Source organism: Bacillus sp. FSL K6-0138 (genome assembly GCF_037982765.1).
Lineage (GTDB): Bacteria > Bacillota > Bacilli > Bacillales > Bacillaceae > Bacillus > Bacillus glycinifermentans.
The window spans coordinates 3,501,381-3,517,260 of the sequence record NZ_CP150286.1 but is presented as its reverse complement, the minus strand read 5'-3'; the positions used below and the strand labels follow the sequence as shown (position 1 = coordinate 3,517,260).

Here is a 15,880-nt window from a genome sequence, read left to right as displayed (position 1 = left end):
GAAGAAATGAAATACATATAAAATGGTATGGTTTTTTAGATCATGAAATGGGGTGGACAAATGACGGTACAGGAAAATCGCGCGGATCTCAAAGCGAAGGATCAAAAATACCTTTGGCACGCCATGAGCGGGACGGCTTCCGATCCTGCCCGGCTTGTCGTGAAGAAAGCCGAAGGCGCCTGGATTACGGACATTGACGGCCGCCGTTATTTGGACGGAATGGCCGGGCTGTGGTGCGTCAATGCCGGCTACGGCAGAAAAGAGCTTGCAGATGCGGCGTATGAACAGCTGCTTGAGATGCCTTACGCCCCGTTGACGAACACTCATGTTCCCGCCGTCCGGCTGGCTGAAAAGCTGAATGAATGGCTTGGCGGAGATTATGTGATCTTTTTTTCCAACAGCGGTTCTGAAGCAAATGAAACGGCTTTTAAAATTGCGCGCCAATATCATCAGCAAAAAGGGGAACACGCGAGATATAAGTTCATTTCCCGCTACAGAGCCTATCACGGAAACACGATGGGAGCGCTCGGTGCAACCGGACAGGCGCAAAGAAAGTATAAATACGAACCGCTCGGCCAAGGATTCATCCATGTACAGCCTCCTGATCTGTACCGCAACCCTGCTGATCGCGATACGCTTGAAAGCGCTGAAGACATTGACAAGGTAATGATGTGGGAGCTTCCTGAAACAGTCGCCGGCGTAATCATGGAGCCGATCATTACCGGAGGAGGCATATTGATGCCGCCTGACGGGTATATGGCAAAAGTCAAAGATATATGCGAAAAGAACGGCGCGCTCTTGATCTGTGATGAAGTTATTTGCGGATTCGGGCGGACGGGCGAGCGGTTCGGCTTTATGAATTACGGCGTAAAACCCGATATCATCACAATGGCCAAGGGGATGACGAGCGGCTATCTTCCGCTTGCGGCAACGGCCGTCAAACGGGAGATATATGAAGCGTACGCAGGTGACGGCCCTTATGACCGTTTCCGCCACGTCAATACGTTCGGAGGAAGCCCGGCCGCTTGTGCATTGGCGATCAAAAACCTTTCCATCATGGAGGAAGAGCGCTTAATCGAGCGGTCGCGCGTGCTTGGCGAAAGGCTGCTCAGCGAGCTGAAGGAGATGGAAGACCGTCCGAAAGTCGGGAACGTCCGCGGTAAGGGGCTTCTTGTAGGGGTCGAACTCGTAAAGGATAAACAGACGAAAGAACCGGCCGATTTGGCGGACGTGAACAAAGTGATCGGGGAGTGCAGACAGAAAGGATTGATCGTCAGTAAAAATGCGGATACGGCGGCCGGATACAACAACGTCATCCAGCTTGCGCCCCCTCTCAGTCTGACGGAAGAAGACCTTTCCTTCATCATCGGCGTGCTGAAGGAAAGTCTGTGCCGTTTAGCTTAAAAGACGCGGGCGGCCGTCAGTCGGCCGCCGGCTTATAAAGGCACTTTACGCGTCTATGACGAGGGCGATTTTTCCGAACTGCTCTCCTTTCGTCATCCGGTTAAAGGCATTGCGTGCATCTGACAAAGGATACGTCTTATCGATGATCGGCCGAAGCGAATGGCGCTCCATAAACCGAAGCATCCCGCGGAACTCCTCAAGGCTGCCCATTGAAGTGCCGATGATGCTGAATTGCGGGAAAAAAAGCGAACGCAGCGGAAGTTCAATGCTGTCTCCGGAGCTTGCTCCAAAATTGACGATCCGTCCATTCGGCTTCAGAATGTCAAAGTATTTCGGAAATGTCGCCGGTCCGATGCTATCAAGGACAAAATCGACTTTTTCCCCTTTGAGGCTTTCGTTCCAATCGCTGCTGCTGTCAATCGCGCGATCTGCGCCGTGATTCAGCGCTTCCTTTCTTTTTTCTTCGCTGCGCGACGTGACTGTGACCTGTGCGCCTGCCGCCTTGGCCATGAGCAGAGCGTATGTGGCCACACCGCTTCCGATGCCGGGGATGAAGAGGTGCTCGCCTTTTTTCAGCCGGCCTTTTGTGAAAAGAGCCCTGTAGGCGGTCAGCGCTGACAAAGGCAAGACTCCGGCTTCTTCCCAGGTAAGATAGGCCGGTTTTGGAAGGACGTTTTTTGCAGAGACAATTACATATTCTGCAAAGGTTCCGTCAGAAGGCCCGCCGAGAATGTCGGGAACTTGCGGGACGGAATCCGTGAATTCCCAAGTGATGCTCGGATTGATGATAACCTCAGCGCCTGCTGCGAGACCTGATACACCCTCGCCGGTTTCTTCGACTATGCCCGCCCCGTCAGATCCGGGAATGAAAGGCGCATCGCCTTCCTTTCGCGAGCGGAAGAGAAAAATGTCGCGGTGATTGAGTCCTGCCGCTTTCACCTTGATTTTTACTTCCCCGTATCCGGGGGATTGAACGGCTGCGTCTGTCATTTTCAATCCCGCAAGACCGTCCGTACCGCTATGGATGATCGCTTTCACGAAAATACCCCTTTCTTTTCTCAAATGATGGTAACATTATGGCTTGGCAAAGGATGAATGTAAAATGTTCTGCCTGGGGAACGATTAAACATAACAAGGGGATTGCAATAGAGGGGAATTTCCTTTAGTGTAATACAGGATGCAAACGAAGAAGGAGATGGAACATGAGTTTTCACGATCAGCAAATTTTACCGGCGATTCGCAATATGAAGCAGTTTGACATTTTCCTGGACAGCCCGTTTTTATACGGCGTTCTTCTTGATATTCACCTTGGACGGCTGGGAGGCGTGATCAGCGCGGCGAGGGCCAGGGGCAAAAATATGTTTGTTCACGTTGATTTAATCCAAGGGATTAAGCATGACGAATACGGAGCTGAATTTATTTGCCAGGAGATGAAGCCGGCCGGCATTTTATCAACGAGATCAAGCGTGATCGCCAAGGCGAAACAAAAGAAGGTGTATGCGATTCAGCGGATGTTTTTAATCGATACGAGCGCCATGGACAAAAGTATTGAACTGGTCAAAAAACACCGGCCTGATTTTATTGAAGTCCTCCCGGGGGTCGTGCCTGAATTGATCAGGGAAGTAAAAGAAAAAACAGGAATCCCGATATTCGCGGGCGGCTTCATCCGCTCCGAGAATGACGTGAAAAACGCCTTGGAGGCTGGGGCGTCCGCTGTAACAACGTCCGATACAGAGCTGTGGAAAAAGTATTGGATCTGAGCGAAAATAATGAAAAAATATTGACAACGCTTTCATTATACGATACGATCGTACCAAGTTGATACATTGTGACGGAGACCCGGAGACCACAGCAGTTCTTTACCTTATGTAAAGAAGTTTTGCTGTGTTTTTTTATGGTCTTTTAGACACAGTGAAAACTTATATTTATAAAGACTGATTTTCTTAGGAGGGGTAGCCTTGACAGCATTTTGGGGGGAAGTTATCGGAACGATGCTGCTCATCGTCTTTGGCGCAGGAGTTTGCGCCGGCGTAAATTTAAAAAAATCACTTTCTCATCAATCGGGATGGATCGTCATCGCATTTGGCTGGGGGCTTGGCGTGGCCATGGCCGCATATGCCGTCGGCAATATCAGCGGAGCCCATTTAAATCCGGCCCTAACATTGGGACTGGCGTTTGTCGGCGATTTCCCTTGGGAGCAAGTGCCTGCCTATATTTGCGGACAAATGCTTGGCGCTTTTTTAGGAGCCGTTCTCATTTTTCTTCATTATTTGCCGCATTGGAAAGAAACAGATGACCAGGGAGCGAAGCTTGGGGTGTTTTCGACAGGGCCGGCCATTCCAAATACATTTGCCAACCTGTTCAGTGAAACATTCGGTACATTTATTCTCGTACTCAGTATTTTGACTATTGGCGCAAATAAATTCACCGAAGGGCTGAACCCGCTGATCGTCGGTTTTTTGATCGTGGCAATCGGCCTGTCGCTCGGAGGAACGACAGGGTATGCGATTAACCCGGCGCGTGATTTGGGTCCGAGAATCGCCCATTTTGTCCTTCCTATACCGGGAAAAGGAGGCTCCAACTGGCGCTACGCATGGGTGCCAGTCTTCGGACCGATTCTCGGAGGATCGTTCGCCGGCGTTTTTTACAATGCCGTGTTTAAAGGGCACATGACAAACACATTTTGGATTGTAAGCGCTGCAGTAGCTGTGGTATTGTTAGGTTTCTATATATATTCGAAAAAGCAAACGGCAGAGAAATCATTTAATTTGTAACTTAAGGAGCAATAAGGGGGAGCTAAAATGGAAAAGTATATTTTATCTCTTGATCAAGGTACGACAAGTACAAGAGCGATAATTTTCAACAAAGAAGGAAAGATTGTGCATACCGCGCAAAAGGAATTCAATCAATATTTCCCGAATCCCGGCTGGGTTGAACACAATGCAAACGAAATCTGGGGGTCCGTTTTGGCCGTCATTGCTTCAGCGCTTTCTGAATCAGGAATTCAAGCCGGACAAATCGCCGGCATCGGCATCACAAACCAGCGGGAGACAACGGTTGTCTGGGATAAGCATACAGGTCAGCCCGTTTACAATGCGATCGTCTGGCAATCGCGGCAATCAGCAGACATTTGCGAGGAATTAAGAAACAAAGGATATGAAGACAAGATCAGGGAAAAAACGGGTCTGTTGATCGACCCTTATTTTTCAGGCACAAAGGTCAAATGGATTTTGGATCATGTAGAAGGAGCGCGGGAAAAAGCAGAAAACGGCGACCTGCTCTTTGGAACGATCGATTCATGGCTGATCTGGAAGATGTCGGGCGGCAAAGCTCATGTGACCGATTATTCAAATGCTTCAAGAACGCTGATGTTCAACATTTACGATTTGAAGTGGGATGATGAACTGCTAGACATTCTCGGCGTTCCGAAATCGATGCTTCCCGAAGTCAAGCCGTCTTCCCATGTGTACGCCGAAACCGTCGATTACCATTTCTTCGGGAAGAACATTCCGATTGCAGGGGCGGCAGGCGATCAGCAGTCCGCGCTGTTCGGGCAGGCCTGCTTTGAAGAAGGCATGGTCAAAAACACATACGGAACCGGCTGCTTTATGCTCATGAACACCGGCGAAAAAGCGATTAAGTCAGAGCACGGCCTGCTGACGACGATCGCCTGGGGCATTGACGGAAAGGTTGAATACGCCCTTGAAGGAAGCGTATTTGTCGCAGGCTCCGCCATCCAGTGGCTTCGCGATGGGCTGAGAATGTTTAAAGATGCGAAAGAAAGTGAAACATATGCTGTAAAAGCACAATCTGCTGATGGTGTATATGTAGTTCCGGCATTCGTCGGCTTAGGTACGCCGTACTGGGACAGCGACGTTCGCGGCGCAGTCTTCGGTTTAACCCGCGGCACGACGAAAGAGCACTTTATCAGAGCGACGCTCGAATCCCTCGCATATCAGACGAAAGATGTGCTCGATGCCATGGTGGAAGACTCGGGAATTTCGGTCAAAACGCTGCGGGTAGACGGCGGCGCCGTGAAAAACAACTTCCTGATGGAATTCCAGGGAGACATTCTTGATGTACCGGTCGAACGTCCGGAAATCAATGAAACGACAGCCCTCGGATCAGCTTATCTGGCGGGGCTTGCCGTCGGCTTCTGGGATGACCGTTCAGAGATTGAAGACCAGTGGAAGCTGGATAAACGATTTGAACCGAAAATGGAGGAAGAAGAGCGCGAAAGCCTTTACAGCGGCTGGAAAAAAGCAGTTAAAGCAGCTAGGGCTTTCAAATAAGCAGCGAGTATGTTACAATGAATGCAAGTTAATAGAAACGGTTGGAGAAGAGGAGAGACCACAGGCACCAAAGCAGTTGTATTGCTTTGGATGTTTGTGGTCTCTTTTTCTATTATTTGCCGTGACAACAAGGGAGGACTTTTAATGGATACAGTATTTTCAAGCCGCAAGCGGGATGACATCCTACAGCATATGACAAAAGAGAAGTATGATGTGTTTATTATCGGCGGAGGGATTACGGGTGCCGGCACGGCGCTTGACGCCGCATCGCGCGGGATGAAGACCGCTCTTTGCGAAATGCAGGATTTTGCCGCGGGAACATCAAGCCGTTCAACAAAGCTTGTTCACGGAGGGCTCCGCTATTTAAAGCAGTTTGAAGTGAAAATGGTCGCCGAAGTCGGGAAGGAACGGGCGATCGTCTACGAAAACGGTCCGCATGTGACAACGCCTGAATGGATGCTTTTGCCGATGCACAAAGGAGGCACTTTCGGCAAATTCACGACTTCAATCGGCCTCAGGGTGTACGACTTTTTGGCAGGAGTCAAAAAAGCCGAGCGGAGAAGCATGCTGACTGCAAGAGAAACGCTTGAAAAAGAGCCGCTCGTGAAAAAAGACGGCTTAAAAGGCGGAGGCTATTATGTCGAATACCGGACAGACGATGCCAGACTGACGATCGAAGTGCTGAAAGAAGCGGTTAAATTCGGGGCGGAAGCTGTCAACTATGCAAAGGTAAAAGAATTTATCTACGAAAACGGAAAGGTTGCCGGCGTCGTGATCGAAGACGTCTTTACGAAGAAAACGTACCGCGTCTATGCAAAAAAAATCGTTAATGCGACAGGCCCGTGGGTCGACAGCCTGAGAGAAAAAGACCGCTCAAAAGAAGGCAAGCACCTTCAGCATACAAAAGGCGTTCATCTTGTATTCGATCAGTCGGTCTTTCCGCTGAAGCAGGCCGTCTACTTCGATACGCCGGACGGCCGCATGGTGTTTGCCATTCCGAGGGACGGCAAGGCATACGTCGGAACAACCGACACCGTCTATAACAAAAACCTTGAACATCCGAGAATGACGACCGAAGACAGGGACTACGTCATAGACGCGATCAACTATATGTTCCCTGACCTGAACATTACCGCCAAAGACGTGGAGTCAAGCTGGGCCGGGCTCAGACCTTTGATTCACGAAGAAGGAAAAGATCCGTCTGAGATTTCCCGGAAAGATGAAATATGGACATCTGACTCAGGCTTGATCACGATTGCAGGAGGAAAGCTGACAGGCTACAGAAAAATGGCTGAACATATCGTTGACCTTGTCAGAACCCGGTTAAAAGAAGAAGGAGACAAAGACTTCGGACCTTGCAAAACAAAAACGATGCCGATTTCCGGAGGGCATATCGGCGGTTCCCAAAACCTTGAAGCCTTTATCGAGGAGAAGGCGAAAGAAGGAGCTGCACCGGGCTTAACAGAGCAAACGGCAAGACACCTTGCAGCAAGATATGGATCGAATGCGGACCGGCTGTTTGAACGGGTTCAAAAGCTGAAAGATGAAGCTGTCAAGCGCGGCATTCCCGTTCACGTACTGGCGGAAATCGATTACGCGATCGATGAAGAAATGGCCGCGGTTCCGGCGGATTTCTTCGTTCGCAGAACGGGCGCACTGTTTTTTGACATCAATTGGGTCCGCACCTATAAAGAAGGACTTACGGATTATATGAGCGATAAGCTGAACTGGGACGAAGACACGAAAGAAAAGCATCTGAAAACGCTGGATGAGCTTCTTCATGACGCGGTCGTTCCGCTGGAAAGCAAATAACCCTGTCAAGTACAAATGACACGGTCCGGCATGTTGAAAAAACGGGCCGGAATATCCGAAATGGCGCTGCCTTTATAAAGGCAGCACCATTTTTTATGTTGCGCCAACTTATTTTGGACAAAGACGCCGTTTATCGATAATATAAAAGCAGAACAGCTGCTACATAAGCTAGAAAATTGGGAGGTCTGACATGAGCTGGAAAACAAGCTATGAACGCTGGAAAAACACTGAAAATTTAGATCCTGAATTAAAATCCCTCCTTCTCAAAGCGGAAGGAAATGAGAAAGAACTAGAGGATTGCTTTTATAAAAAGCTTGAATTTGGAACGGCGGGAATGCGCGGAGAAATCGGACCCGGTCCAAACCGGATGAACGTCTACACGGTCCGCAAAGCATCGGCCGGCCTTGCATCGTATATAGCCGCAAACGGGGAAGAAGCAAAGAAGCGGGGAGTCGTCATCGCTTACGATTCGCGCCACAAGTCGCCTGAATTTGCGCTGGAAGCGGCAAAAACGCTCGCCGCAAACGGAGTGCAAACGTATCTGTTTGACGAGCTTCGCCCGACGCCTGAGCTTTCATTCGCTGTAAGACATCTTCACGCGTATGCTGGCATCGTGATTACAGCGAGCCACAATCCGCCGGAATACAACGGTTACAAAGTATACGGAGACGATGGTGCACAGCTTCCTCCCGCCGCAGCGGACAAGCTTATCGAGCAAGTCAATGCGATTGAAAACGAATTAGAGATTCCAGAGGGTAATGAGAAAGCTTTAAAAGAAAAAGGCCTTATCAGCATCATCGGAGAAGACATCGACAAGGCATATCTTGACAAGCTGACATCGATTTCCGTCAACCCGGACCTTGCGAAGGAAACGGATGTAAAGGTCATTTTTACGCCGCTTCACGGAACGGCCAACAAATCTGTCAGACGGGGACTTAAAGCCCTCGGCTATGAACACGTGACAGTCGTGCCCGAGCAGGAACTTCCAGATCCCGATTTTTCTACGGTTTCTTCACCGAATCCGGAAGAGCACGCCGCTTTTGAATATGCGATCAAACTGGGGGAAAAAGAGGGTGCCGATATACTGATCGGAACAGACCCTGATGCGGACAGGCTCGGTGTCGCCGTAAAGGATCACGAAGGCCGATATGTCGTCCTGACAGGCAACCAGACCGGAGCGCTCCTGCTTCATTATTTGCTTTCTCAAAAACAGCATAAAGGAATCCTGCCTGAAAACGGAGTCGTCTTGAAAACGATCGTGACAAGCGAAATGGGCCGCGACATCGCTTCTTCGTTCGGACTTGATACGGTCGACACGCTCACAGGCTTTAAATTCATCGGAGAAAAAATCAAGCAGTATCAAGCAACCGGCGAATATACCTTCCAATTTGGCTATGAAGAAAGCTACGGCTATTTGATCGGCGACTTTGCAAGGGATAAGGATGCTGTTCAGGCCGCCCTTCTTGCCGTCGAAGTATGCGCCTTCTATAAAAAGCAAGGCAAATCCCTTTACGACGGATTGCTTGAGCTGTTTAAAACGTTTGGCTATTACCGCGAAGGATTGAAATCCCTCACCTTAAAAGGGAAGGAAGGGGCCGAGCAAATTGCGGCGATTCTGAGCACGTTCAGACAGCAGCCGCCGCTTTCAATTGCCGGAAAAGACGTTGTATCTGCAGAAGACTATCTTGTCGGCAAACGGACGCTGTTTAAAGAAAACAAGGAAGAGGCGATCGATCTTCCAAAATCGAATGTGATGAAATATTTCCTCGAAGACGGCTCATGGTTCTGCCTCCGTCCGTCAGGAACCGAACCTAAAGTGAAATTTTACTTCGCCGTCAAGGGAGAAACAAGCAAAGACAGCGAAGCGCGTTTGAATACCCTGACTGACGAAGTCATGAAACAGATCGACTCGATCGTTAAAGCAAATGCATAAAAGTTGAAAGGCCGCCGCACACGCAGGCGGCTTTTTTTGTTTGAGTTGATTTGCGAATCCTTCTGATGTAATATATATTTAACGTAATGTAATGTATATATTGCATAATTCGTTTTCGGAAAGGAGACGGTTGTCATGAAATTTTTGAAAAGCGGAGATGAATACGTTGAAAAGAAAATGAACCAATTTTTTAACGAATCCGGTATGCTGGTCGCCTCTTTATTGCTTTTAGATGTGATCGTCAGAGGCATCATATTGGATAGAGAACCGTCAGAATACGTTGTGAGCGGAATCGGCTTTGGACTGTACGCTTGCTGGATCATTTTCCGGTATCTGTTTTCCGGCCTGGAATACCCGGACATTGCCAGCAAACAGGCTTATCGCAAAAAAAGAAAAGAAATGCTGGCGGTCAGCATGACGTCAGGTTTCATTTTTCTGTGTTTAACGATTGCGTTCACGGGAATACCCGGCCATGCGAAAGAATGGCTTGATCTTGTGATGATGGTCTTTCTGTTTGTTTTATTCTATTTTCTGGTCAATGTCATCTCTTTACGTATGTCTTTCAAGAAAAATAAAGATCTTTTGGATGACTGACGAAAGCTCTAGTTAAAACAGATACATCGCGGGAAGCAGGTGAGCAAATGGTAAACCGGGTCAAATTGGCCCGGATCGAAAAGTCATTCACACAAGCCCAGTTGGCAGAACGGGTTGATGTGACGCGGCAAACGATCGGGCTGATTGAAAAAGGAAAATACAATCCGACGCTTCAGCTATGCATCGCAATCGCAAAAGCGCTGGATAAAACGTTGGATGATTTATTTTGGGAGGAGGATAAAAGATGAGGAAGTGGTTTGCATCAGCGGATGAATACGTTGAAATTAAAAAACTTCAGTGAAGCAGGCATATTGACCGCTGCCCTGCTTATGGCAGACATCGTCATCAGGGGCGCCGTTCTGCACAGGTATTTGGCAATAAATTGTAAGGTCCTGCTGCTTTAAGCATTTATATATGCTTTTCCGTTGTTTGTTGTCAGGGATGGAGTATTTGAGGAAAGCCTGTCGCAAAAAAAGAAAACAAGTTCGGCAGCAAGGTCTGGGCCGTGATCGTTCTGCTTGCCGGCGTCATGTTCACCGGTCTGCCGAATAGCGCCGGGGAATGGGAAAAATGATTCTGTTCGGCCTGCTTGTCGTATTATTCTGTTGCTAATGTCCTTCAAAAGAAACAAAAACATCTTTGACGATAAACCTTTCAGCCAAAAGTCTTAGAAAAAATCAGGCGAATCAATCAGACTATTCCCTTCTAATGAAAGAAGCCGTTTTTAAAAAAGCGCGTGTATAATGAAGAATAACGAAGGGGCATGAAAGGCGGATGAACGGTTGAAAGAAGACACCCGTTTCGAAAAGTTGAAAACATTGAAAGAAATAGCAGAGACATTGAATGAAGGAAATGACCTGAAAGAAACGCTTGATGCCGTTTTGAAAAAACTGCTTCGTTTAACGGGCCTTCAAACGGCATGGATTTTCCTGATTGATGCGAAGGGCGGATTCGAGCTGACGGCCTCTGCTTTTTTGCCTGAAGCCCTGATGTACGATGAGAAGCGTTTAATGTGTGAAGGGGACTGCTACTGTCTTTACCAATACAGACAGGGAAGACTGGATAGAGCGACAAATATGATCCATTGCAAGCGGATCGATACGGCGATTGACATGAAAACGGGAGACCCCGAAGGCATTACCCAGCATGCGACGGTGCCCCTCACAGATCAAAACAAGCGCTTCGGGCTGCTGAATGTTGCGGCTCCGGGGAAGATTCATTTTGATAAAGAGGAGCTCGCTCTCCTGGAAGCTGTCGCCCTTCAGATCGGCACGGCGGTCAAGCGGATGAAGCTTGCCGAAAATGAACAAAGAAACGCGCTTCTGACAGAGCGGAACAGGCTTGCGCAGGACCTGCACGATTCGGTTAACCAAATGCTCTTTTCGGTAAGCCTTACGGCAAAAGCGGCCGGGGAGATGACGGACGATTCCGAGCTTCGCGAAATGCTTGAATTTATTCAAAGCCTCTCACATGAAGCGCTTCATGAGATGAGGGCGCTAATCTGGCAGCTTAGGCCGCAGGGGCTTGAAGAGGGGGTGGCGGCGGCCATTGAAAAATACGCCGAAGTCATCGGGCTCAATGTGAAGCTGACGCAAAGCGGGGTGCTCCGTCTTTCACAATCAGAGGAAGAATTGATTTGGCGCTTGAGCCAGGAAGCCCTCGCCAATTGTAAAAAACACGCCGAAGCCGAGCTGACGGAGGTGAGAATCAGCCGTTCTTCGTCATCCATCATGCTCGAAATCGAGGATGACGGAAAAGGGTTTAAATATGACCCGGATTCAAACATCCCGACGCTCGGCTTAAAGGGGATGAAAGAGCGGACAGAGCAGGCGGGCGGTTCGTTTTCGATCAGCTCGGAAATGAATAAAGGAACGAAAATCACGATTATTCTGCCCTGCAACGGGAAGGGGGAAGCCGAATGGAGAAAGTGAAAATCGTCATTGCCGATGACCATCATATCGTCAGAAAAGGTTTGCTGTTCTTTTTCAAAACGAAAAACGACCTGGCTGTCATCGGGGAAGCGTCGACAGGCAGAGAAGTATTGGACATCTTGGAAGAAAAGCGGGCGGACATCGTTTTAATGGATCTTTCCATGCCTGATATGGACGGCATCGAAGCGACAAAACGGATAAAAACGCTCTATCCTACCGTCAAAGTCATCGCTTTGACAAGCTATGCCGATCAGTCGCACGTCATTCCCGCCATCCAGGCAGGCGCTGAAGCATATCAGCTCAAAGACACGGAGCCTGATGAACTTGTCGAAACGATCCGGTCCGTTCACGCCGGACGCCATACACTGGATCCGAAAATCATGTCCCACGTATTCCGTCACATGGCACAGGCCGACGAAAAAGAAAAAATACACCAATTAACAAATAGAGAAAAAGACGTTTTATTTGAAATTGCCAAAGGTAAGAGCAACAAAGAAATTGGCGCAGCGCTTTTCATAACCGAAAAAACGGTGAAAACACACGTATCCAATCTGTTGTCAAAGCTTGGCCTGTCAGATCGTACGCAGGCAGCGCTGTTTGTCGTGAAACATAACATAGATCCAAAAACCGGGAGATGAAAATATGAACATAACCGTACTCAGCGGAACCGCAAGAAAAAAAGGAAGAACGAAAATCGCCGCTTCGTATATCGCCGATGCGTATCAGGCCCTTCTCATCGATTTAAGCGAATTCAGCCTGCCGATCCTTCAATGGAGAAGATGACCAGTTTCAGCTCGAAAATGTCCAAACGTTAAGAACGTCTGTTAAAGAAGCAGACGCTGTCGTTTTATTATCCCCTGAATATCACAGCGGCATGAGCGGAGCTTTGAAAAATGCGCTAGACTTTTTAAGCAGCGAACAATTCGCAAGCAAGCCGGTTGCGATTTTTGCGTGCGCCGGAGGCGGAAAAGGCGGGATTAACGCGTTGGCCAATATGCGCATCGTGGCGCGGGGTGTCTACGCAAACGTGATTCCCAATCAGCTTGTGCTCGATCCGGTTCATATAGACGATGAAAACAACACGGTCACAGAAGACGCAAAAGCGAAAATTAAAGATGTGATGGAAGAACTTCTAAAGTTCGCGAAATTTCAAAAAGCCTGACGCACAGGTGCGCCGGGCTTTTTTAGGTGAAAACAAGCACGCCGCTGTCTTCGCCGTGTCCGGAAAATGAGGCGTGGTCAATATACTGGAGCAGGTCATACAGCCTTTTCTCGACAATCGCATCGTCTCTTTCAAAATTGTAGGCATGCAGAAAATGTTCAATCCGCTTTGACAGTAAATCATCTTCCGTGCGGACCATGAGAATGAGAAGATTATCCCATTGTGACCGGTGTGTATAGTACAAAGCTTTATCATAATCAGCGTAATTCAATTCGCCACTCTCCCTTCTTTCTTTAGGAGTCTTGATTATTTTATGTACGGGGGATGTTTTTTTCTCTGGGCAAAAGTTGGTCTGCCTGATGCGGCAGCCTAGAAATATGAGGATTGCATAACGCAAAAATTCGAAAACTGTCTGCATGGCGCATCGTTTTCTGGTCATGATAAAACATGAGTACAATGACAATCGGAGAGGTAAACATGAAAAAACTTTTATGCGCGGTTTTTTTCAGCATCATCTTCATCGCGTCTTTCACGGCAAAAGGCTATAATGCCGCAGAAGAGCACGATTCTGTTGAAAGATGGGAACGAATCGCCTGGAGCGCGCTGGAGGAAAAGTATAAAGGCGCTTCTCTGAAGGATTATGAATATATAGGGCGGACAGAAATCAATGATGAAGAGACAAAAGACGTATTCCGGGTAACCGTCAATCGGAAAGGCAAATCGTTCCCCGCTCATGCCGAGGTATATTTCCATCCGGTCACCAACGCGATCATCAGCGTTCAGATTTTTCCTTTATAAAAAAAACGAAGGGCGGATGCCCTTCGATTAACTCAACAATTTACGTATATTGTCCTGATTAAAGATAACATCCTGGAGCGTATATTGATCCAACACGGCCAAATATGCGGAAAGCGCTTTGTTTAAGACGTGTTTCAACCCGCAGTTCGGCGACAGAATGCAGTTGTTTGTTTCTTTGTCAAAACACTCCACAAGATTAAAATCGTCTTCCGTTTTCCGGATGACTTCTCCGATATTGATCTGTTCAGGAGCCTTTCCGAGCCGGATCCCGCCGTTGCGGCCGCGGATCGTTTCAACATAGCCAAGCTTGCCGAGATCGTAAATCACCTTCATCAGGTGGTTTTTTGATATGGAGTAGGTATCGGCGATGTCTTTTATATTGACAAGCTTGTTTGAGTTTCTGGTTGCAAGAAAAATCAGCACCCTTAAAGAGTAATCGGTATAATTTGTTAATTTCATCGCATTTACCTCAATCAAACAAGTTTCCATTATCTTATCACATTTTCATTCGTTTATGATTGGTCTTAGTCAATTTGTTACAAAATTATAAAACATTCTTCTTAAATATTGCTTTAATCCTAATTGATGCCTAAGATAAAGATGTATCAAAAATACATCTTTAATTAAGAATAAGCAAATGATTTTCCTTAAAGATGACCGCATTGCACCTTTAAAGATGTATTTGAAATACATTTTTAAAGTGATCTGGAGAGGAGCAAACGATATGCTATCTGAGAAAACCATGCAAATTGTGAAATCGACCGCACCTGTATTAAAGGAAAGAGGAACTGAAATCACCGTTTGTTTTTACGAGAGAATGTTCAACGCGCATCCCGAATTGAAAAATATCTTTAACATGTCCCGCCAGAAAACGGGAGGACAGCCGAAAGCTTTGGCATTTACGGTGCTGCAGGCTGCCGAGAACATCGACCGGCTTGAGGCGCTGCTTCCGGTAGTCGAACAAATCGGCCACAAGCATAAAAGCCTGCAAGTAAAACCTGAGCATTACCCAATCGTCGGCAAGCACTTGCTGGAAGCGATTGGAATCGTCCTCGGGGAAGCTGCGACTCCGGAGATTCTCCAAGCCTGGGCAGAGGCTTATGAAGAAATCGCACGGGTGTTTATCGAAATCGAAAAACAAATGTACGAGAAAGCCAAAAAGGCAGGAAGCTGGGAGGGTTTCAAACCGTTCGTCGTCGTTGAGAAACGCCGGGAATCTGAAACGATCACTTCTTTTTATGTGAAACCGGCCGACGGATCGGACTTGCCTCCGTTCACTCCAGGCCAGTATGTATCAGTCCGCATCAAAATTCCCGGAGAGCAGTACTTCTTGACCCGGCAGTACAGCTTGTCAGATGTGTGGAATAAAGATTATTACCGGATATCGGTCAAATTGGAAGCCGAAGAAGGCAAGCCGAAAGGAAGAGTGTCAAGCTATTTGCATGAAGAAATGGAGGTTGGCGGCTCTCTTGAATTGAGTGCTCCGGCAGGAGACTTCGCCCTTTCCGAAGAATCGGACAAGCCGGTTTATTTCATCAGCGCCGGGTCGGGAATTACGCCGGTTATGAGCATGGCAAAAACGCTTGCCGCAAAAGACAGCGGACGCCGGATCACATTCGTTCACGCCGCAAAATCAGAAACGCACCACGCGTTCAAAGAAGAAGCCGAAAAACTCGTCAGCGGAAATCAGGATAACAGGCTGCTGTTTGTTTACAGCCGCGGAACTGAAGCCGCATCAGACCGCGTGATCAACGGCCGGCTTGATGAGGACCTTTTAAAATCGATCGTGAAAGATCAGGACGGCGAATTTTATGTATGCGGACCGCCTTCTTTCATGAAAAGCGTCATCAGCGGATTGCAAAAACTTGGAGTTCCGACGGAAAACATCCGCTACGAAAGCTTTGCTTCATCGCTTGATATGCAAATCGCTAATTAAAACAAAGGCAGCTGTCAC

Annotated in this window: 16 protein-coding genes and 1 pseudogene; 14 read left to right on the top strand and 3 right to left on the bottom strand. The window is 47.9% G+C overall.

What is annotated here, in order from left to right:
- The first annotated feature begins 60 nt into the window (after positions 1–60).
- A complete protein-coding gene (locus MHB78_RS18610; protein ID WP_046129698.1) occupies positions 61–1,404 on the top strand; it encodes an aspartate aminotransferase family protein in 1,344 nt (447 codons plus the stop codon).
- 45 nt (positions 1,405–1,449) lie between these two features.
- On the opposite strand, the gene MHB78_RS18605 is transcribed toward MHB78_RS18610, so the two are convergent.
- Entirely contained in the window at positions 1,450–2,442 is a 993-nt protein-coding gene (locus tag MHB78_RS18605) for a zinc-binding dehydrogenase (RefSeq protein ID WP_046129699.1), read from the bottom strand.
- A gap of 164 nt (positions 2,443–2,606) precedes the next feature.
- On the opposite strand from MHB78_RS18605, the gene MHB78_RS18600 reads away from it, so the two are divergent.
- The 11 genes and pseudogenes from MHB78_RS18600 to MHB78_RS18550 all read left to right on the top strand — a co-directional run bounded on the left by MHB78_RS18600 (position 2,607) and on the right by MHB78_RS18550 (position 13,128).
- Complete coding sequence (locus MHB78_RS18600) at positions 2,607–3,164, top strand: glycerol-3-phosphate responsive antiterminator (RefSeq protein WP_046129700.1); 558 nt, start codon at positions 2,607–2,609, stop codon at positions 3,162–3,164.
- Between the two features lie 198 nt (positions 3,165–3,362).
- A complete protein-coding gene (locus tag MHB78_RS18595) occupies positions 3,363–4,178 on the top strand; it encodes an MIP/aquaporin family protein (protein WP_046129701.1) in 816 nt (271 codons plus the stop codon).
- A 27-nt stretch (positions 4,179–4,205) separates the two neighbouring features.
- Positions 4,206–5,696, top strand: coding sequence for a glycerol kinase GlpK (glpK, locus tag MHB78_RS18590; RefSeq protein WP_046129702.1), 1,491 nt, complete (start codon positions 4,206–4,208; stop codon positions 5,694–5,696).
- Between the two features lie 144 nt (positions 5,697–5,840).
- On the top strand, positions 5,841–7,508 hold the full coding sequence (gene glpD / locus MHB78_RS18585) for a glycerol-3-phosphate dehydrogenase (RefSeq protein ID WP_046129703.1): 1,668 nt from the start codon (positions 5,841–5,843) through the stop codon (positions 7,506–7,508).
- Positions 7,509–7,698: 190 nt separating this feature from the next.
- Positions 7,699–9,441, top strand: a complete 1,743-nt coding sequence (locus MHB78_RS18580) for a phospho-sugar mutase (RefSeq protein WP_046129704.1) — start codon at positions 7,699–7,701, stop codon at positions 9,439–9,441.
- Between the two features lie 135 nt (positions 9,442–9,576).
- Positions 9,577–10,035 (top strand): DUF6773 family protein, encoded by a 459-nt coding sequence (locus MHB78_RS18575; RefSeq protein WP_046129705.1) that lies wholly within the window; start codon positions 9,577–9,579, stop codon positions 10,033–10,035.
- A 47-nt stretch (positions 10,036–10,082) separates the two neighbouring features.
- Positions 10,083–10,283, top strand: a complete 201-nt coding sequence (locus MHB78_RS18570) for a helix-turn-helix transcriptional regulator (protein ID WP_046129706.1) — start codon at positions 10,083–10,085, stop codon at positions 10,281–10,283.
- 9 nt (positions 10,284–10,292) lie between these two features.
- Positions 10,293–10,439 (top strand): hypothetical protein, encoded by a 147-nt coding sequence (locus tag MHB78_RS18565; RefSeq protein WP_157759325.1) that lies wholly within the window; start codon positions 10,293–10,295, stop codon positions 10,437–10,439.
- Positions 10,440–10,817: 378 nt separating this feature from the next.
- Entirely contained in the window at positions 10,818–11,966 is a 1,149-nt protein-coding gene (locus MHB78_RS18560; protein ID WP_046129708.1) for a GAF domain-containing sensor histidine kinase, read from the top strand.
- Positions 11,954–12,604: a response regulator transcription factor gene (locus MHB78_RS18555; RefSeq protein ID WP_046129709.1), complete on the top strand. Its 651-nt coding sequence runs from the start codon at positions 11,954–11,956 to the stop codon at positions 12,602–12,604. The genes MHB78_RS18560 and MHB78_RS18555 overlap by 13 nt, the downstream gene beginning before the upstream one ends.
- A gap of 4 nt (positions 12,605–12,608) precedes the next feature.
- A pseudogene (locus MHB78_RS18550) lies at positions 12,609–13,128 on the top strand (NADPH-dependent FMN reductase).
- A 22-nt stretch (positions 13,129–13,150) separates the two neighbouring features.
- Here the strand turns inward: MHB78_RS18550 and MHB78_RS18545 are convergent.
- Positions 13,151–13,399, bottom strand: a complete 249-nt coding sequence (locus tag MHB78_RS18545; protein WP_046129710.1) for a YhdB family protein — start codon at positions 13,397–13,399, stop codon at positions 13,151–13,153.
- A 206-nt stretch (positions 13,400–13,605) separates the two neighbouring features.
- Here MHB78_RS18545 and MHB78_RS18540 point away from each other — a divergent pair, with 206 nt between their 5' ends.
- Entirely contained in the window at positions 13,606–13,926 is a 321-nt protein-coding gene (locus MHB78_RS18540; protein WP_046129711.1) for a DUF3889 domain-containing protein, read from the top strand.
- 27 nt (positions 13,927–13,953) lie between these two features.
- On the opposite strand, the gene nsrR is transcribed toward MHB78_RS18540, so the two are convergent.
- Entirely contained in the window at positions 13,954–14,385 is a 432-nt protein-coding gene (gene nsrR, locus MHB78_RS18535; RefSeq protein WP_046129766.1) for a nitric oxide-sensing transcriptional repressor NsrR, read from the bottom strand.
- A gap of 265 nt (positions 14,386–14,650) precedes the next feature.
- On the opposite strand from nsrR, the gene hmpA reads away from it, so the two are divergent.
- Entirely contained in the window at positions 14,651–15,862 is a 1,212-nt protein-coding gene (hmpA, locus tag MHB78_RS18530) for an NO-inducible flavohemoprotein (protein WP_046129767.1), read from the top strand.
- The last annotated feature ends 18 nt before the right edge of the window (positions 15,863–15,880 follow it).